This is a genomic window from Tenacibaculum sp. Mcav3-52, from assembly GCF_022347665.1.
In the GTDB taxonomy this organism is placed as follows: Bacteria; Bacteroidota; Bacteroidia; order Flavobacteriales; family Flavobacteriaceae; genus Polaribacter; species Polaribacter mesophilus.
Genome location: NZ_JAKRGE010000001.1, coordinates 929,074 through 947,690 on the forward strand (window position 1 = coordinate 929,074; position 18,617 = coordinate 947,690).

Annotated in this window: 16 protein-coding genes; 12 read left to right on the plus strand and 4 right to left on the minus strand. The window is 32.6% G+C overall.

What is annotated here, in order from left to right:
• Nucleotides 1–228: 228 nt before the first annotated feature.
• From MHM83_RS04350 to MHM83_RS04365, 4 genes are all read right to left on the minus strand, one after another.
• The gene (locus MHM83_RS04350) at nucleotides 229–2,667 is read right to left on the minus strand and encodes a sodium-translocating pyrophosphatase (RefSeq protein WP_239178551.1); all 2,439 of its coding nucleotides are present in this window, start codon (nucleotides 2,665–2,667) and stop codon (nucleotides 229–231) included.
• 120 nt (nucleotides 2,668–2,787) lie between these two features.
• On the minus strand, nucleotides 2,788–3,315 hold the full coding sequence (locus MHM83_RS04355; RefSeq protein WP_239178553.1) for an inorganic diphosphatase: 528 nt from the start codon (nucleotides 3,313–3,315) through the stop codon (nucleotides 2,788–2,790).
• A gap of 104 nt (nucleotides 3,316–3,419) precedes the next feature.
• Nucleotides 3,420–5,948 carry a DUF5686 family protein gene (locus MHM83_RS04360; protein ID WP_073182570.1) on the minus strand — a complete coding sequence of 843 codons (2,529 nt, stop codon included), beginning with the start codon at nucleotides 5,946–5,948 and terminating at the stop codon, nucleotides 3,420–3,422.
• Between the two features lie 77 nt (nucleotides 5,949–6,025).
• On the minus strand, nucleotides 6,026–7,006 hold the full coding sequence (locus MHM83_RS04365) for a pyruvate dehydrogenase complex E1 component subunit beta (protein WP_047790318.1): 981 nt from the start codon (nucleotides 7,004–7,006) through the stop codon (nucleotides 6,026–6,028).
• Between the two features lie 215 nt (nucleotides 7,007–7,221).
• Here MHM83_RS04365 and MHM83_RS04370 point away from each other — a divergent pair, with 215 nt between their 5' ends.
• The 12 genes from MHM83_RS04370 to MHM83_RS04425 all read left to right on the plus strand — a co-directional run bounded on the left by MHM83_RS04370 (nucleotide 7,222) and on the right by MHM83_RS04425 (nucleotide 18,588).
• Nucleotides 7,222–7,962 (plus strand): electron transfer flavoprotein subunit beta/FixA family protein, encoded by a 741-nt coding sequence (locus MHM83_RS04370; protein WP_073182571.1) that lies wholly within the window; start codon nucleotides 7,222–7,224, stop codon nucleotides 7,960–7,962.
• Nucleotides 7,963–8,067: 105 nt separating this feature from the next.
• The gene (locus MHM83_RS04375; protein ID WP_073182572.1) at nucleotides 8,068–9,021 is read left to right on the plus strand and encodes an electron transfer flavoprotein subunit alpha/FixB family protein; all 954 of its coding nucleotides are present in this window, start codon (nucleotides 8,068–8,070) and stop codon (nucleotides 9,019–9,021) included.
• Nucleotides 9,022–9,169: 148 nt separating this feature from the next.
• The gene (locus tag MHM83_RS04380; RefSeq protein WP_239178555.1) at nucleotides 9,170–9,778 is read left to right on the plus strand and encodes a bifunctional nuclease family protein; all 609 of its coding nucleotides are present in this window, start codon (nucleotides 9,170–9,172) and stop codon (nucleotides 9,776–9,778) included.
• 15 nt (nucleotides 9,779–9,793) lie between these two features.
• On the plus strand, nucleotides 9,794–11,539 hold the full coding sequence (locus tag MHM83_RS04385; RefSeq protein ID WP_073182573.1) for a NupC/NupG family nucleoside CNT transporter: 1,746 nt from the start codon (nucleotides 9,794–9,796) through the stop codon (nucleotides 11,537–11,539).
• Nucleotides 11,540–11,644: 105 nt separating this feature from the next.
• Nucleotides 11,645–11,827, plus strand: coding sequence for a hypothetical protein (locus MHM83_RS04390; protein ID WP_047790313.1), 183 nt, complete (start codon nucleotides 11,645–11,647; stop codon nucleotides 11,825–11,827).
• Between the two features lie 114 nt (nucleotides 11,828–11,941).
• Entirely contained in the window at nucleotides 11,942–12,766 is an 825-nt protein-coding gene (locus MHM83_RS04395; RefSeq protein WP_047790312.1) for a thymidylate synthase, read from the plus strand.
• 64 nt (nucleotides 12,767–12,830) lie between these two features.
• The gene (locus MHM83_RS04400) at nucleotides 12,831–13,016 is read left to right on the plus strand and encodes a hypothetical protein (RefSeq protein ID WP_047790311.1); all 186 of its coding nucleotides are present in this window, start codon (nucleotides 12,831–12,833) and stop codon (nucleotides 13,014–13,016) included.
• A gap of 18 nt (nucleotides 13,017–13,034) precedes the next feature.
• Entirely contained in the window at nucleotides 13,035–13,520 is a 486-nt protein-coding gene (locus MHM83_RS04405) for a dihydrofolate reductase (protein WP_159612989.1), read from the plus strand.
• Between the two features lie 56 nt (nucleotides 13,521–13,576).
• Complete coding sequence (gene gldA / locus MHM83_RS04410; protein ID WP_239178558.1) at nucleotides 13,577–14,470, plus strand: gliding motility-associated ABC transporter ATP-binding subunit GldA; 894 nt, start codon at nucleotides 13,577–13,579, stop codon at nucleotides 14,468–14,470.
• 282 nt (nucleotides 14,471–14,752) lie between these two features.
• The gene (locus tag MHM83_RS04415) at nucleotides 14,753–15,328 is read left to right on the plus strand and encodes a DUF4255 domain-containing protein (RefSeq protein WP_047790308.1); all 576 of its coding nucleotides are present in this window, start codon (nucleotides 14,753–14,755) and stop codon (nucleotides 15,326–15,328) included.
• A 6-nt stretch (nucleotides 15,329–15,334) separates the two neighbouring features.
• Entirely contained in the window at nucleotides 15,335–16,405 is a 1,071-nt protein-coding gene (locus MHM83_RS04420; RefSeq protein ID WP_239178560.1) for a hypothetical protein, read from the plus strand.
• Between the two features lie 29 nt (nucleotides 16,406–16,434).
• The gene (locus MHM83_RS04425) at nucleotides 16,435–18,588 is read left to right on the plus strand and encodes a phage tail sheath C-terminal domain-containing protein (protein WP_239178562.1); all 2,154 of its coding nucleotides are present in this window, start codon (nucleotides 16,435–16,437) and stop codon (nucleotides 18,586–18,588) included.
• Nucleotides 18,589–18,617 lie beyond the last annotated feature (29 nt).

An 18,617-nucleotide genomic window follows, 5' to 3' on the forward strand; every position in this document is an offset into this window, starting at 1 on the left:
CCACAAAAATAAGAAACCCGATAGAAATACTACTATCGGGTTTGAGTTTTATATAATTTTGAGGGTTATACCATTTACAACTTGAAATTACCGTAATAAAACACCTTTTTTCCCTTTCTTCTTCATTTAAAAAAGAAAACGTAGCTAAGGCTATGTCTGATTTTTGAAACTTGGATAAAGAAAAAAATCATCATTTTCTTTTACCGTAATTTCAAATCATAACTGGTATTATTCTTTTTTTGAGTTTTCGTACTCTTTAATTTTTTGTTCAACTTCTTCTAAAGTACCTTCAAAAGTTTTTTCTTCAGTTGTTTCTTCACCGTTTTTAACAATTGTAGTAGAAATAATTGCTTTAGCAATACCATCATCATTCTTTTCAATAGTTACTTTAATGATATTTTCTAACTTGTTCTCAGTAGTAAATTCAGTATCAGTAGAAAGTTTTATTTCATGTTTTTCACCGTTTTTGTCAATCCAGACTTTACTATTTTCTGTCTTTTCATGTGTTTCAGAAGAAGTATGTCCGCCTAATATTGGGGCAATAACTAAACCAACTAAACACGTAAGTTTAATTAAAATATTCATTGATGGTCCAGAGGTGTCTTTAAAAGGGTCACCAACAGTATCACCTGTAACAGCTGCTTTATGCGCATCAGAACCTTTGTAAGTCATTTCTCCGTTAATTTCAACACCAGCTTCAAACGATTTTTTTGCATTATCCCAAGCGCCACCAGCATTATTTTGGAAAATAGCCCACATAACACCCGATACACAGACACCTGCCATATAACCACCTAAAGGTTCAGCACCAAAAACCAATCCGATAATAATTGGAGTGATGATAGTAATTAAGCCTGGTAAAATCATTTCTTTTAAAGCAGCTTTGGTTGAAATATCTACACATTTTGCATATTCAGGAGTACCAGTTCCTTCCATAATTCCTGGAATTTCTCTAAACTGACGACGAACTTCATGGACCATTTCCATAGCTGCTTTTCCTACCGATTGCATGGCTAATGCTGAGAATATAACAGGAATCATTCCACCGACAAATAACATTGCTAATACATCAGCTTTAAAAATATTTATTCCGTCAATTCCTGTAAAAGTCACATAAGCAGCAAATAAAGCTAAGGCTGTTAAAGCTGCGGAAGCGATGGCGAATCCTTTACCAACTGCAGCAGTAGTATTTCCTACAGAATCTAATATGTCGGTACGTTCACGGACGTGATCTTCTAATTCACTCATTTCAGCAACTCCACCCGCATTATCTGCAATAGGACCGAATGCATCAATAGCTAATTGCATTGCCGTAGTTGCCATCATTGCTGAAGCTGCTAAAGCAACTCCGTAAAATCCAGCGAAATAATATGAGCCATAAATAGCTGCAGCAAATAATAAAACAGATAAAAAAGTAGATTTCATACCTACCGCTAAACCTGCAATAATATTAGTTCCTGCACCTGTAGCACTGTTTTGAACAATAGCCAACACAGGCTTTTTGCCTAAGCTAGTATAGTATGAAGTTACCATTGAAATTAGAGCTCCTACAGCTAAACCAATACAGGCTGCCCAAAACACATTAATAGCTGCTACTTCTTTAAAACCTGCACCAAAGAATTTCATTTGCATAGTTTCAGGGAGCATCCATTTTATTAAGAAAAAACTAGCTGCTAAGGTTAAAATAATAGCAACCCAGTTTCCTGTGTCTAATGCTTTTTGTACTTGAGCTTCTTTAGCTGTGTTATCTTTAATTCCTACCAAGAAAGTTCCAATAATGGAAGCAATAATACCAACTCCTGCAATTACTAAAGGAAGTAAAATAGGTCCCATTCCGTTAAACGCATCAGAAAATGAAGAATCTATTGACATGTCTCTAATAACATAGTTACCAAGTACCATGGCTGCTAATACAGTTGCTACATACGAACCAAATAAATCTGCTCCCATACCTGCAACATCACCAACATTATCACCAACGTTATCTGCAATGGTTGCTGGGTTACGAGGATCGTCTTCAGGAATTCCTGCTTCTACTTTTCCAACTAAATCGGCACCTACATCGGCAGCTTTGGTATAAATACCTCCACCAACACGAGCAAATAAAGCAATAGATTCAGCTCCTAAAGAAAATCCAGCCAAGGCTTCTAATACAACAGTCATTTCTTTGTAAAAGTTACCTCCATCTGTAATAAATTGACCAACAAATATTAGAAAAAATAAACTTAGACCTAAAACAGCTAAACCAGCGACACCAAGCCCCATTACTGTTCCACCACCAAAAGATACTTTTAAAGCTTGGGGCAGGCTAGTTTTTGCAGCTTCTGCGGTTCGTGCATTAGCATCGGTAGCGATTCGCATTCCTATGTTTCCTGCGAGTGCAGAAAAGATTGCTCCGATAATAAATGCAGGAACAATCATAATACTTGTTGTTTCTACTACCTGAGAGATTCCGAATAAGGCTAATGAAGCGATAATAACAAAGATTAGTAATAATCGATATTCGGCAGCTAAAAAAGCAAGAGCTCCTTCTTTAATACTTTTTGAAATAGATTTCATTTTATTATTTCCTGCATCTTGTTTTTTAACCCAGACCATTTTTATATACATAAAAATGAGTCCTAAAAGTGCCAAAATAATAGGCACATATATCATGTTTTGTTTCATGTTATTGTTATTTGATTAGTTATAAGTGTTCGTAAATATAACAAAATCAATAACTAAACAAAAAACCTCTCAGTTTCAACTGAGAGGTTTTTTGTTTTATAAAAGGAATTTTTTTATAAATTAGATAGTAAAATTTCCATTTGTTTTATGTTCGCTATTTTCATAACGCTCTAAACATTTATCTAATATTTCGTAGGCTTCATCAGCATTACCCCAGTCTCCAATATCAACTTTTTTCTTTTCTAAGTCTTTGTATACTTGGAAGAAGTGAGTGATTTCTTTTTGACGGTGTGGATTTAGATCAGTAATATCGTTGTATCTGTTCCAAATTGGGTCAGAAACAGGGACACAAACTATTTTTTCATCTGGCCCTTTTTCGTCTGCCATATGGAAAACACCAATTGGTTTTACTTCCATAACACACATAGGAAAAGTTGGTTCAGCACCCAATACTAATACGTCTAATGGGTCACCATCTAACGCTAAAGTTTGAGGGATAAATCCATAGTCTCCAGGATACATCATTGATGAGAATAACATTCTGTCAAAACGAATTTTTCCTAAATCAAAATCGTATTCATACTTGTTTCTACTACCTTTTGGTATTTCAATTAAAACATCAACTGTTTTTCTTTCTTTTGCGGTCATATATTCTAAACTTTTCTTCGTTTTCTAAAAATCGGTTTGCAAAAGTAGTGATTTATTAGTTTTTTTAAAGAAAAAACAAAGGTATTTTATGGTTAAATGTATGATTATAAGCCGGGTTTAATACCAATACGGATAGCAAATTTAGGTGTTGGAGCAACAATTGATCCTGCAGGAGGTGTATAATTACTTCTCCAAATAGCGTCAATTCTCAGAAAACGTAAGTTACCATATCCAATATTTTCTAATCCTACACTGTATTCGTAATATAGTTTGTTTGGAGCGTTATAGTTAACATTATGTGCTCCACTACTATTGACTAATCCATCATTTATAGCTCTATTTTGTTGAGAAATGTTCCCGTAAGCAGCTCTAAAAGAAACTAAGCTTCTTAGTTTTAGTTTTTTTAATAGGGGTATTCTATTTAGAATATAACCATTAAAATGGTGTTCAAAATGTCCTGCCAAATATTCATCAGCTACAAAATCGTAGTAATTTAGTAGCGCGAAAGTGTCTTTAACTAAAGAAAATGTTTGGTTGGCAGGGATAGGGCTTAATAAGGCAACTGGAACTGTTCCAAATGTTTTTCCAGCTTCAAAACTAGCGTCTAAAGTTCCGAATTTACTTAATAAAATAGGTTGGCTGTATTTAAACTGAATTTTATCGTAACTGTGAGTTCCGTTAAAAGGCCCTTTGTAACCTCTTCGGTAGTTCAGTACAAAAGTAGGGAATACATTTCGTCCAAAACGCCTTTCTACCCCCAGTCCATATACAAACCTTCCGGGAGTGAAAGAAACATAAATATCAGAAGCCACATCAGTAACTTGTGATTGAATATTTCCGTTTTCATCTCTGTAATTCATAGAGAAATCTTTCTCAGAAGCTGATTTAATTTTTGAGTGAGAAAAATTAAAACCTACATGTAAGTTTTGCTGAATTTGATAATCAAAGTTTGCAGCTATTTTTTCAACATCAGATAAAAAGAAATTGTCTCCTCTTGAAAATAATGCAGTTGTTCCAAAGCTTCTTCCTAAAAGTTGTGTTGTGTTTAAAAGAGTACTACCGAGTTGCTCAATATCGTTTTGGTATGCAACTCCAACGGCAATTCTAGGTTTGTAAGATAAAAGATAACGTGCTTCTGCACCATATTTTACTCGTTCGTCTTTAAAGCCGTAAGCAATATGCCCACCTAAACGAAAACGATCGTCTTTGGTTACAAAGGTTCTGAATCCAACTTTAGTTCTAAAGCCTTCTACTTGGTTACTGGCAAAAGCAGTCCACAAAGGTCCAATTTGAACACCTAGTTTGGTGTTTATATAACCACTGGCTACCGTGTTTATTAATCCTGTTAAATTTTTTATTTGTTTTTTTTCTTTAACACTTTCAATTAGTTTGTGTGTTTTTTTACTTTCATCGGTTTGAATATTCTTCCAGTAAGAATCTTCTTTTTCATATTGATCAGGTCTAATTTTCTCAATAGTTTGTTCATAAAAGTTTTTAGGAAGAGCTTTGTTTAAGACATAATTCTTAAAAGTAATATCTTTTTTAATTGTTAATCCTTTATTGCTTTCGTTTTTATCGATGAATGTAAAATCACCTTCATAAGCATTTTTGGTAGGGATGTAAATACTGTCGTTTCGTACCTCAAACTCTTTTTCAAAGCTAAGTCCTCTTACAAAGTTTAAATTAATACTTTTATGAACTTTCATTTTTAATTTTTTGATAGAAAAATTTTTGTCAGCTACCCAAAAATTACCTTGAAAGGCCAAATCTCCATCGCGCCTTGGAAAGAAATAAATATTGTAAAGCTTTTTATTGTTGTTTACGACACTATCGTAAAGAACATAGTCATATGTAGAAAAACCATCAGTAGATAAAGGACTGATAAAAGGCTTTTGAAGTAATGTAATGTTGTTTTTAAAAACATCAATATTTTGAAAGGTGTTGGCCATTCGGTCAAAAATAAAACCCTGAGCGCTAAGTCCTTCTGATTTCTCAGCCTCTATGTCTTCTCTGATATTATTATTTTTGTTGTCTCCATAGACATTGGCAACTTGTTCATTTAAATAAATAGGGATATAATAGTTTATTCCGTCGCTATCATACTTTATTTCTTGAAGTGCTTGTTTGTATTCTTTCTTAAATATCTTTTTTAAGAAAAGAGTGTCTAAATTATTAAGACCTATTTCTATGGATGTGTTTTTTTTATATTGATAATGATCAACTAAATCAAGTCCATTTTTTCTTTTACGTTTCCAAATTTCTTTTAAAATTCTATAAGCAGGATTTTCTTTTTTCTTTAACCTTTTTTTAGGTTTGGTAACGATAACAACTTCTTCAAGTTCATTACTTTCTTCTTTTAAAACAATATTCAAAAACTTTGTTTTTTGACTCACTTTAATAGTGTGAGTTTGAAAACCTACAAAGGAAATTTCTAGTGTGCCCCTATATTTGTTGGTTTTTAGGAAAAACTTTCCATTATCGTCTGTTGTGGTTCCATAAGTGGTGTTTTTTAGAATTACATTAACGAAAGGCATAGGAGTGTCAAATTCGTCAACCACTTTACCTTGTATAGTTAATTGTGCACTTAAAATACTGGTAGTTAGTAGCAGTAATAAGGTAAGAAGATGTTTCATTATTTTTTTACTACAAAATCCTTTTGACCTGAGTCAAAAGGATTTTAATTTATTTTTTCAATTTCTTTTTTCTTCAATTACTTGCGGTACATCACTTCTTTTACTGCTGAAATAACATCATTCGCATTAGGTAACCATTCTTCCAATAATACTGGAGAATAAGGTGCAGGAGCGTCGGCAGTTGTAATTCTTTTAATAGGAGCATCTAAATAATCAAATGCTTCGTCTTGTACCCTAAAAGTAATTTCTGATGAAACACTACCAAATGGCCAAGCTTCTTCTAAAATAACTAATCTATTTGTCTTCTTAACAGATTCTAAAATAGCTTTATGATCCATCGGACGAACTGTGCGTAAATCAATAATTTCAATAGAAATACCTTCTTTAGCCAATTCGTCAGCAGCTTTGTATGCTTCTTTAATAATTTTACCAAAAGAAACTACCGTAACATCGGTACCTTCTCTTTTAATATCAGCAACTCCAATAGGGATGATATATTCTCCTTCAGGAATTTCCATTTTATCACCATACATTTGTTCAGACTCCATAAAAATAACTGGATCATCATCTCGAATAGCAGCTTTTAATAAACCTTTAGCATCGTATGGATTAGAAGGAACAATTACTTTTAATCCTGGGCAGTTTGCATACCAACTTTCAAAAGCTTGTGAGTGGGTTGCTGCTAATTGACCTGCAGAAGCTGTTGGTCCACGAAAAACAATAGGGCAGTTGAATTGTCCACCACTCATTTGACGGATTTTTGCAGCATTGTTAATAATTTGGTCAATTCCTACTAAAGAGAAATTAAAAGTCATATACTCAACAATAGGGCGGTTACCATTCATTGCTGATCCTACAGCAATACCACCAAAGCCTAGTTCGGCAATAGGAGCATCAATAACACGTTTGTCACCAAACTCGTCTAGCATTCCTTTACTGGCTTTATATGCTCCGTTATACTCAGCAACTTCTTCACCGATTAAATAAATGCTTTCATCTCTACGCATTTCTTCGCTCATTGCTTCGCAAACGGCTTCTCTAAATTGTACTGTTTTCATACGTTTTATAAGTAGTTGTTTATCAAGAGTGCAAAAATAATAAAAATAGGGGTAATATTGTAGTTTTAAAAACAACAAATGATTATGTAATAATAATACCTTAATTTTGAGACTGATTAATGTTAAGGAAAAAATTTATTATGCGTGCATAATAAATTAAAAAAAATCCTTAACTTCGTGGCATAAAATTAAGTTTCTTTAAAACAACGATATATATGAAAATATTAGTTTGTATCAGTCATGTACCTGATACTACTTCAAAAATCAACTTTACTGATAACGATACAAAGTTTGATACTAACGGGGTTCAATATGTTATTAATCCATACGACGAGTTTAGCTTAACTCGTGCCATGTGGTTTAAAGAAAAGCAAGGAGCGAGTGTAACTGTAGTGAATGTTGGAGGAGCTTCTACAGAGCCTACTTTACGTAAAGCGTTAGCAATTGGAGCAGATGATGCAATTCGTGTAAACGCTGAACCAACTGACGGTTTTATGGTAGCTAAAGAATTAGCTGAAGTTGTTAAAAATGGAGGATATGATTTAGTATTAGCAGGAAAAGAATCAGCAGACTATAACGGACAAATGGTTCCTGGAATGTTAGCTTCTTTGTTAGATTTTAACTTTGTTAATGGATGTGTTGGTGTAGAGGTAGACGGAACAAATGTTACTTTGAATAGAGAGATTGATGGAGGTGAAGAAAAAGTATCCTCTACTTTACCAATGGTGATAGCAGGTCAAAAAGGAATTGTAGAAGAAAAAGATTTACGCATTCCTAATATGAGAGGTATTATGATGGCACGTAAAAAACCATTAAACGTGGTAGAACCAACTGGAGCAACAGCAGCAACAGCAACTCAAAACTTTGAAAAACCAGCACCAAAAGGAGCTGTTAAGTTAGTTGATAATGTTGATGATTTAATTGATTTATTACATAACGAAGCAAAAGTAATTTAATCAGTTGAACTGTTTTAATAGAGTTTAAAAGAAAGAATAAAAATACTTGTTAGTGCTTAGTTAATGATTAAAAACTGACCACTAACGACTAAAAAATAAATAAATATGTCTGTATTAGTTTTTGCCGATTCATCGGAAGGAAAATTCAAAAAAACAGCTTTTGAAGTTGTTTCATACGGAAAAAAAGTAGCAGAACAATTAGGAAGCGACTTAGTAGTGTTAACTATTAATGGAGGTGATGCTTCTGAATTATATACTTACGGAGCAGAGAAAGTAGTAGAGGTAAAGAATGACTTATCTTCATTCAATGCTAAAGCATATGCTTCAATTATTAAACAAGTAGCAGAAGCAAAAGGAGCTAACACGGTAATTATCGATTCTAGTGTTGATGGATTAACTGTAGGACCGTTAGTAGCTGTAGCTTTAGAAGCTGGATATGCTTCAAATGCGGTAGCATTACCAAGTAGCACTAGTCCTTTTGTTGTTAAGAGAAAAGCATTCTCAAATAAAGGCTTCAACAATACTGAAATTTCAACTGATAACAAAGTAGTGGGTGTTGCTAAAAACTCATATGGAGCACATGAAAATCCGGTAAGTGGTTCTACTGAGAGTTTTGATGCTACATTACCTGAATTAGGAGTGAAATCTGAAAATATTAATAGAGCAACTGGTAAAGTTACTATTGCTGATGCTGATATTGTTGTTTCTGCAGGTAGAGGTTTAAAAGGACCTGAAAACTGGGGAATGGTTGAAGAGTTAGCTGATGTTTTAGGTGCTGCAACTGCATGTTCTAAGCCTGTATCTGATTTAGGATGGCGTCCTCATAGCGAACACGTTGGTCAAACTGGTAAGCCTGTAGCTTCAAACTTATACATAGCTATAGGTATTTCAGGTGCAATTCAGCATTTAGCAGGAATTAATGCATCTAAAGTAAAAGTAGTTGTTAACACAGATCCAGAAGCACCTTTCTTTAAAGCTGCTGATTATGGTATTGTTGGTGATGCTTTTGAAGTTGTACCTCAGTTAGTAGAAAAATTAAAAGCTTTTAAACAAGCATAAAATAGTGGTAATTTTTTCTTTTTCTAGAAATTAGAGTTCAACTCATAATTTTTAGTAAATTGTGCCCACTTTAGAAGGCTGTCTAAAATTTTAAGCAAAAGGCCTAAATTTAGACAGTTTTTTTGTATTTTATGATGATTGATTGTACATGAGTTTAATTAAACTAACTATAAAAGGGATTTCGTATAGCCAAACACAAAGTGGGGCATATGCTTTAGTGCTAAGTGAAATGGAGGGAACCAGAACACTTCCTATAATCATAGGAGCGTTTGAGGCACAATCAATAGCAATAGCCTTGGAAAAAGAAATCCGTCCACCAAGACCACTTACTCACGATTTATTTAAAACGTTTTCTGATCGATTCTCTATCACCGTTAAACAAGTAATTATACACAAGTTAGTTGATGGAGTATTTTATTCAAGCTTAATTTGTGAAAGAGAAGGAGTAGAAGAGGTTATTGATACAAGAACATCAGATGCTATAGCATTGGCAGTTCGATTTGAAGCTCCAATTTTTACATATGAAAACATTTTAGATAAAGCAGGTATTTATCTAAAAATGGATGAAGAATTAACAATTGAAGAAGATTTAGAATCTGATGAAGATGAAATCGAGTTTTCAATAGAAGAAGAAGGAAAGGATAATTACTCACACTTGTCACTTAAAGAATTACACGAACAACTTAACGATGCTGTAGCCAATGAAAATTATGAGTTGGCAGCTAGAATTCGTGATGAAATCAGCAAACGTTCTTAATTTAAAATATTAAAAATGAAGAAACTATTTACTTTCATAATGCTTTGCGTTACGATGATAACTTTTAGCCAAAGCATTGAAAAAAAGTGGAATTTCTCATCAATTACAACAACAGAAGGAGATTCAATTGTTTCTATAGATCCTACAGATATTTTTACTTTATCAGAAGGAAACTTTACATACTCTTTAGTAGAAAAAGATAGTTTACAAGCTTCAGGAAACTATATTCATCAAAACAACTTATTAATTTTTAACTACAAGCAACCCAACGATACAGTTCGTTATTACAACGTGGTTGAATTAACAGATGAAGTTTTAACTCTCTCAGAAAAAAACATACTATATAATTTCACAACAGAACCAATAGTTGTTTTAGGGAAAGACGTTGAAGAAGTAGTCAGTAAAACAAAAAAGATAATTCCAAGTCAAGGTTTTTCGATGCAAAGTTTGTGGAGAGGAGCTCTAGGGATGATAACATTACTAATTATTGCTTTTTTATTTAGTGCAAACCGAAGAGGTATTGATTGGAAAACAGTAGGATTAGGGTTGGCTTTTCAGTTATTAATAGCAATTGGGGTTTTAAAAGTTCCTTTTGTTCAAAAAACATTTGAGCTAGTTGGAGGCTTGTTTGTAAGTGTGTTAGACTTTACAAGAGCAGGAAGTGAGTTTTTATTTAGCGGTTTAGTTGCTGATATGGATTCTTTTGGATTCATCTTTGCTTTTCAAGTACTACCTACCATTATATTTTTCTCGGCATTAACATCAGTATTGTTTTATTTAGGACTAATACAAAAAGTAGTAAAAGGCTTAGCTTGGTTATTATCTAAGTTTTTAAAAATATCAGGAGCTGAAAGTTTATCAGTAGCAGGAAATATTTTCTTAGGTCAAACAGAAGCACCTTTATTAATTAAGGCATACTTAGAAAAAATGAACCGTTCTGAAATCTTGTTAGTAATGATAGGAGGAATGGCAACCGTAGCAGGAGCAGTATTAGCAGCTTATATAGGGTTTTTAGGAGGAGATGATGAAGCGTTACGCTTATTATATGCAAAACACCTATTAGCAGCATCTGTAATGGCAGCACCAGGAGCTATTATCATTTCCAAGATATTATACCCACAAACAGAAGAAGTAAATACAGATGTACAGGTTTCATCAGAAAAAATTGGTTCAAATATTTTAGATGCTATAGCTAATGGAACAACTGAAGGCTTACAATTGGCAATGAATGTTGCAGCTATGTTATTAGTTTTTATTGCTTTTATAGCCATGATAAATGGTATTTTAGGAAGTATAGGAGGTTTTGATGGAATTGAATATTTTGATTGGAAATTTACTTCCTTGAATAAATTAATTGAAGGAACTACACCTTATGAAGCATTGTCATTAGAATTTATTTTAGGTTATGCTTTCGCTCCTTTAATGTGGTTAATTGGTGTTGCTAAAGAAGATATGGCATTAATGGGACAGCTATTAGGTATTAAATTAGCTGCAAGTGAGTTTGTAGGATATATCCAGTTAGCTGATTTAAAAAATGCAGCAAGCGCTACACATTTAACCTATAACAAGTCAGTAATTATGGCTACGTATATGTTGTGCGGTTTTGCCAATTTTGCTTCTATAGGAATTCAAATAGGAGGAATAGGTTCTTTAGCACCAGGTCAACGTAAAAATTTATCTGAGTTTGGAATGAAAGCCCTAGTTGGAGGTACAATTGCTTCGCTAATGTCTGCAACCATAGCAGGGATGATTATAGGATAAAAATAAAAGGTTATAGGTAATTGGTTGTTTTTTAACACAATAGTTTTGTTTATTCTTTTTTTTTGATATATTTATACCAATATTAACCCCCAAATTAAATCTATCATGAATAAACTTAAAAGTTTAAAAGGAATTAAAGTGTTATCAAAAAATGAGCAAAACCAAGTTAGTGGAGGTCGTTATACCTATTGTAAAGGTACACGCATGTGTTGTACAAGATTTGCAAATGGTCAAGAGTTTTGTGACTACGGTTACTGTCAAAGTAACGGAACTTGCGTTTGGGCATAGTTATAGTTGATAACTTATTAATATAATTTTAAAAGCATCTACATTTTTTGTAGATGCTTTTTTATTTTTACGTTGTTAAACAGTTCAAGAATTTTAACGATTAAAAGCAGAAGGATGAAGCAGTATCACGATTTAGTAAAACACGTTTTAGAAAACGGAAACGAGAAAGGAGATAGAACAGGAACAGGAACTAAAAGTGTTTTTGGATATCAAATGCGATTTGATTTAAGTGAAGGGTTTCCTATGGTAACAACTAAGAAGTTACACCTAAAATCGATTATTTATGAATTACTATGGTTTATAAAAGGTGATACAAATATTAAGTATTTGCAAGAAAATGGTGTACGTATATGGAATGAATGGGCTGACGAAAATGGTGATTTAGGTCCAGTGTACGGACATCAGTGGCGTAATTGGAATAGTGATGAAGTAGATCAATTAAAAGAAGTCATTGAAACCTTAAAAAGTAATCCAAACAGCCGTAGGATGTTAGTGTCTGCATGGAACCCTTCTGTGTTACCAGATACATCAAAGTCATTTGCAGAAAATGTAGTGAATGGTAAAGCAGCACTTCCACCATGTCATGCTTTTTTTCAATTTTATGTAGCAGATGGGAAACTTTCATGCCAATTGTACCAACGTAGTGCAGATATATTTTTAGGAGTTCCTTTCAATATTGCATCGTATGCTTTATTTACAATGATGGTTGCTCAAGTTTGTGGTTATGAAGCAGGAGAATTTATTCACACATTTGGTGATGCCCATATATATAATAATCATATGGAGCAATTAGAGTTGCAATTATCACGTGAACCAAAACCTCTTCCTAAAATGAAAATTAATTCAGCCATAAAAAATATTGAAGATTTTACTTTTGAAGATTTTGAATTGGTTGGTTACGATCCGCATCCTCACATAAAAGGAGTTGTGGCAGTCTAATTTAACTTTATTTTATATATATTGTTTAGTAGCTTTGTAAGAAATCACTAAAAAAGTTATAAAAATGAATATAGACGTTGATGTTTTAAAAGAAGATCTCTACGATAAAATAGCCGAAATTAATGATGAAAATGTGTTAAAAGCAATCCACACGTTGGTTGATAACATGAAAAATGAAACTTTTGAAGAGGCTACAACAGAGAAAAGAGATCTTACAGGATATATTAAAGAATGGGTGAAAAATATGTAAGCCACACAAACTAAACTTATGATTACACTCATAGCTGCAATTGCAAAAAACAATGCTTTAGGGAAAGATAATGACTTAATTTGGCACTTACCTGCCGATTTAAAACGCTTTAAAAAAGTTACTACAGGGCATCCTATTTTAATGGGACGAAATACTTTTGAAAGTATTGGAAAACCTTTGCCTAATCGTACATCTATAATAATTACTCGAAACAATAATTACTTTGTTGATGGCTGTTTAATGGCTAATAGTATTGAGCAAGCTATAGAGTTGACTGAAGGAAAAGATGCATTTATTATAGGTGGAGCACAAATTTATAAGGATGCTTTAGAACAAAATTTAATTGATAGGTTAGATATAACTCTTATACATCACGAATTCGAAGCAGATGCTTTTTTCCCTGAAATAAATATGGAAATATGGAAAGAAGTAGCAAGGGAAGATTTTAAAGCTGATGAAAAAAATAAATATGACTATAGCTTCGTTTCTTATGAGAAGCGTTAACTTTTGTTATCCTAAACTTGTTTTAGAATTTCATCCTTATACTCAGAAAACTCAAAATGTCAATACAACTTACTGAAATATCAAAAACTTACGGAACACAAAAAGCAGTAAATAATATTTCCTTTTCAGCAAAAAAAGGAGAAATAGTTGGTTTTTTAGGCCCCAATGGAGCTGGGAAATCTACAACAATGAAAATCTTAACAGGGTTTATTCAGCCTTCAGAAGGAACTGTATTGGTAAGTGGAATTGATGTAATATCAAATCCTATTGAAGCACAAAAAAAGATAGGTTATTTACCAGAGCATAATCCGTTGTACCTGGATATGTATGTGCGAGAGTATTTACAGTTTCAAGCATCTCTACACAATATAAAAAACTCTAAGGTTAATGAGACTATTGAAAAAGTAGGGTTAACGATTGAAGCACACAAGAAAATTAATCAACTATCTAAAGGATATCGCCAGAGAGTTGGTTTAGCTGCGGCTATACTACATGACCCAGAAGTGTTGATTCTAGATGAACCAACAACAGGATTAGATCCAAATCAATTAGTTGAAATACGTCAATTAATCAAAGAACTAGGAAAAGATAAAACAGTACTACTATCTACACACATTATGCAAGAAGTAGAAGCAATGTGTGACAGAGTTATAATTATTAATAAAGGAGAAATAGTAATTAACAAACCTATTTCAGAACTTAAAACAGACAACGAACAAGTAATTAAAGTAACGTTTGATTATAAATTAGAAGAACAGTTTATAAAACGCTTACCTAATATAGTATCGTACAAAAACACTCTAGAAAATAACTGGATACTTGTTTTTAATTCAAAAGAAGATATGCGTCCAGTAATTTTTGACTTTGCACAAGAAAATGGGTTAAAAATTTTAGGATTAAATACCGAAAATAAAAACTTAGAAAGTTTATTTAGAGAGTTAACTCAATAGAAAAATAACAACCTAAAAAGAAAGACTCCTTGCATACATTATGTAAGGAGTTTTTTGTTTTACTTACTTGATATCTCTAAAATTTAAGCTTTACTATTTAAAAAAGTAAGGGTGATTTCCCCCTTTTTACTACCTGTAATTCTATTAGAAAATATTTAGGAGAAACTACTTTTTTAAAAGAGTTTTTCATTGCGGTTACTCTTGGTAAGAGCGATTAATTTTACAATGTCTGATTGCTAACCCTTCAATCTACAAGCAAAACTAACCAAACTTACTATTAAAATGATTTTTGAAATATTACAAATCATTACCGAAGAATTAAATGATTATTTCGATGAAAAAGCTGTAGACCTATCAAATATAGCTATGGCGGACGGAGATGGAAATTCCCCAGCAAACACTCCAGATATTTCATTAACATTAATCAATACACAAGAAGAATTTGCGCTAAAAAATACTTCTAACAATCGTGTAGAAGGAACTACAGTTAGTTACAGAAACCCAAAAGTATATTTAAACCTTTATGTTTTATTCAGTGTAGATAAATCCAGTTATGCTGAATCTTTAAAGAGTTTAACAAAAATATTAGCCTTTTTCCAGGGGAAAAAAGTATTCACACATCAAAACACCAACTTTGAAGGTATAGATGGATTAGGAGACCTAAAGACGTTTAAATTTATTACTCAACTATATACACCTTCTTTTGAAGAGTTAAATTATATATGGGGAACTCTAGGAGGTAAGCAGTACCCATCTGTACTTTACAAAATAACATTACTAGAAATAGAAAGGGATGTTGTGACTAATGAAGGAACAGTAGTCTCAGGTATTGAACAACAATCAATAATTAAAAATTAAATGATTATGTACAAAACACTGTTCAATATCAATATATACCACTCTTACTTCCTAAACGAAGGAGAACGAACTTTTTTCGAATTAAATGGAGGAAATAATGGAGTAACACCTCTTACAGAAGAAGAAAAAAAACGTTTAGAAGAACAATATGATATCAGCAAGTTTCTATCAATTCAACCTACTGAAGAAACTAGAAAGAGTTTAAAAAATCATAGACTATTACTTAGAAACCATAAAAAGGGAGTTCGAGTACTATCAGAAACAATAAAAGTAACTACAGAAGAAGGAAATCAAGAAGTAGATAGATATAGTCCAATAATTACTTTATCTGATTCACTAACGTTAACTTTTTACTTAAAAGTACACCATCCTTATTTTGAAAATTTTTCAGACATAATTGAAAAGAAGGAGGAGCAACTATATTACTTATCAAACAAAAGTTCCTCAGCAATCAATTTATTTGAAGCAATTTCAGAAGTAAAAAAATGGAGCTCTTTTTTGATTTCAGATAGTGAAACAAGAAAGCTTTTACATCAACTAGAAAGTGAAAAAGAACTTGAAACAGTTACACCAAACTTAGTAACTATTGCAAATGTAGAAGCATCAGAGTTAGATACTATTGAGTCTAAAATAACGAACGCCATTCCTCTAAATGAAGAAGAGCAAAAGGTGATAGTTGCCATCAATTCTTTTGTGCAAAGAATTAAAAATAATGGGGTAATAGGTGTTGTTCAAATCCAGATATCAGGAGACAATAACACCAACTTAACAGAAGAAATATTAGCTAAGAATGAAGAAACAGAAGTCTTTGATGTATCAAAACAATGCTTATTAAAAGAGTCTCCTGAGTTTGCTGTTTGTATTGAAAACAGAAACACTTTTTGGCGTTACATGAAAAGAAGTGAAGGCCTTGTAATGACTACGTCAGAAGAAAAACCATTGACATTTAATGGACGTGTAGAGATAGAGAAACAAGACGTTATACCAGAACCACAAGAAGATTATTATTTCCCTAATCCTACTCCTGAAAGTATTAAGAAAGAATCACAAGATTATTATTCGGAAGTATTTATATAAACAAAAATTAAAATTTAAAACAAGTAATTATGTCAGCGTACAAAACACCAGGAGTCTACGTAGAGGAAATTGTAAAGTTTCCGCCTTCGGTAGCTCAAGTAGAAACAGCAATTCCAGCTTTTATTGGTTATACCGAGAGAGCAACTAATAAGGTTAAAGGAGATTTGAAAGGAATTCCTACTCGAATAACATCGATGTTGGAATATGAAACATATTTTGGAGGAGCAAAACCAGAAACAACAATTCAAGTAAAAATTACAGATGTAAGAGTTAATGGAGCTAACGAAAGGAATATTGTAGTTAATCAACCATCCGAAAGAGAACCTTTTTTAATGTATTACTCTATGCAAATGTACTTTGCTAATGGAGGGGGACCATGTTATATTGTTTCTGTAGGTAGATATGGAGATGATTTAGATACAAACGATACAAAAATTGTTAATGTAAATGACATTGATTTAATGACTCATTTTACCCAAGGATTAAATGATGTAAGAAAAGTTGATGAACCAACATTAATTTTGTTTCCAGATGCAACTGCAATTTCGTCTGATACAACTTTTTATGATCTTTATGAACTAGCATTACAACAGTGTAACGAATTACAAGATCGTTTTACGATTATTGATACAAGATCTTATAACGCTGATAGTCCAACCGACCCTAATATAGGTATACTAAGAAGTGAAATAGGTTTAGGAAAAGATTACCTTAAGTATGGAGCAGCTTATTACCCACATTTAAAAACAATTTTAGATTATAAATTCGATAAAAACAGTGTAAGCATTACCCATGTAAATGAAGCAGATCCACAAGCAAAAGTTGTAATTACAAACAATTTAAATGCTATAGATGTTGCAGCAGCTGTAAAGAGTATTTCTGATAAATCTGGAGCTACAGACTTAGCAGGTTCTTTGGCAGAGGTTGTAAATTATTTATATAGTATAAATACAGGAGGAAAAGAAGGACTTAATTTAGAAGAAAGAAATTCTGAGTCTAAAGATTATACAGGAGCAAGACCATTGACATTACACGGTAATTTAGTAAAGTTATTAAGTGACTTGGAAGCGTTAATTGATGTGAAAAGTAAAATTAATGTTGAGGCAAAAGCCGCAATATCTGCTCTTGAAGATGAATTAGCTGCTGCGGCAGATGTTACAGATATTCAAGGGAAACTAGCAGCTTTTAATTTATTATTTGAGGACACAGATAAGGTTGAGCAAGTATTTGAAGAGTTATCAAAATTAACAATTAATTTAAAAAACTTTATTGATGATGGTAACACTACTAAAATTAAGAATGTAATTGAAAATAATACTTCGAATATTGTAGATGAGGTAAACAAATTGATTACAATTACAATGCCTGCTTCACCAGCAGAAATAGCTCCAGTAGCAAAAGGAGATACTACAATTTTTGATGGAATTGAAACTTCTTGGGATACTTTAAAGGCTTCTATTGTTGATGAGGTAGCAGTTGATCCTCAAAATATAGATTTAGATACAAATAATGGGGAATTGCACGGTAGAAGTTTAGGAAGTATAGAGAGTTCAGATAATGAAACATACAACCTAATTTTAACTGAAATAGGAAACTTACCATTAGTATTACCACCTAGTAGTGCAATGGCAGGAGTATATGCGAGAGTTGATTCAGATAGAGGAGTATGGAAGGCACCAGCCAATGTAGGTCTTACTTATGTTATGGAGCCTACAGTAAAAGTTTCCCATGAAGATCAACAAAACTTAAATGTAGATACAGTAGCAGGTAAATCAATAAATGCAATTCGATCTTTTGTAGGTAAAGGAAATCTAGTATGGGGAGCAAGAACTCTTGCAGGAAATGACAATGAATGGAGATATGTATCTGTAAGACGTTTCTTCAACATGGCAGAAGAGTCAATCAAAAAAGCAACAGAACAATTTGTTTTTGAACCTAATGATAAAAACACTTGGGTGCGTGTAAAAGCAATGATTGACAACTTCTTAACACAACAATGGAGAGCAGGAGCACTTGCAGGCCCTACACCTGAAAAAGCATTTTATGTAAGTGTTGGTTTAGGAGAAACCATGACTGCTCAAGATGTTTTAGAAGGAAATATGATCATAGAAATAGGTATGGCAGTAGTACGTCCAGCTGAATTTATCATCCTTAAATTCTCTCACAAAATGCAAGAAGCATAAGTAAACTAACTAACCAAAAAATTATAAAT

Coding starts and splice junctions, on each gene's coding strand:
- MHM83_RS04350 (WP_239178551.1), bottom strand. CDS start 2,667: ATGAAACAAAACATGATATATGTGCCTATTATTTTGGCACTTTTAGGA.
- MHM83_RS04355 (WP_239178553.1), bottom strand. CDS start 3,315: ATGACCGCAAAAGAAAGAAAAACAGTTGATGTTTTAATTGAAATACCA.
- MHM83_RS04360 (WP_073182570.1), bottom strand. CDS start 5,948: ATGAAACATCTTCTTACCTTATTACTGCTACTAACTACCAGTATTTTA.
- MHM83_RS04365 (WP_047790318.1), bottom strand. CDS start 7,006: ATGAAAACAGTACAATTTAGAGAAGCCGTTTGCGAAGCAATGAGCGAA.
- MHM83_RS04370 (WP_073182571.1), top strand. CDS start 7,222: ATGAAAATATTAGTTTGTATCAGTCATGTACCTGATACTACTTCAAAA.
- MHM83_RS04375 (WP_073182572.1), top strand. CDS start 8,068: ATGTCTGTATTAGTTTTTGCCGATTCATCGGAAGGAAAATTCAAAAAA.
- MHM83_RS04380 (WP_239178555.1), top strand. CDS start 9,170: ATGAGTTTAATTAAACTAACTATAAAAGGGATTTCGTATAGCCAAACA.
- MHM83_RS04385 (WP_073182573.1), top strand. CDS start 9,794: ATGAAGAAACTATTTACTTTCATAATGCTTTGCGTTACGATGATAACT.
- MHM83_RS04390 (WP_047790313.1), top strand. CDS start 11,645: ATGAATAAACTTAAAAGTTTAAAAGGAATTAAAGTGTTATCAAAAAAT.
- MHM83_RS04395 (WP_047790312.1), top strand. CDS start 11,942: ATGAAGCAGTATCACGATTTAGTAAAACACGTTTTAGAAAACGGAAAC.
- MHM83_RS04400 (WP_047790311.1), top strand. CDS start 12,831: ATGAATATAGACGTTGATGTTTTAAAAGAAGATCTCTACGATAAAATA.
- MHM83_RS04405 (WP_159612989.1), top strand. CDS start 13,035: ATGATTACACTCATAGCTGCAATTGCAAAAAACAATGCTTTAGGGAAA.
- gldA (WP_239178558.1), top strand. CDS start 13,577: ATGTCAATACAACTTACTGAAATATCAAAAACTTACGGAACACAAAAA.
- MHM83_RS04415 (WP_047790308.1), top strand. CDS start 14,753: ATGATTTTTGAAATATTACAAATCATTACCGAAGAATTAAATGATTAT.
- MHM83_RS04420 (WP_239178560.1), top strand. CDS start 15,335: ATGTACAAAACACTGTTCAATATCAATATATACCACTCTTACTTCCTA.
- MHM83_RS04425 (WP_239178562.1), top strand. CDS start 16,435: ATGTCAGCGTACAAAACACCAGGAGTCTACGTAGAGGAAATTGTAAAG.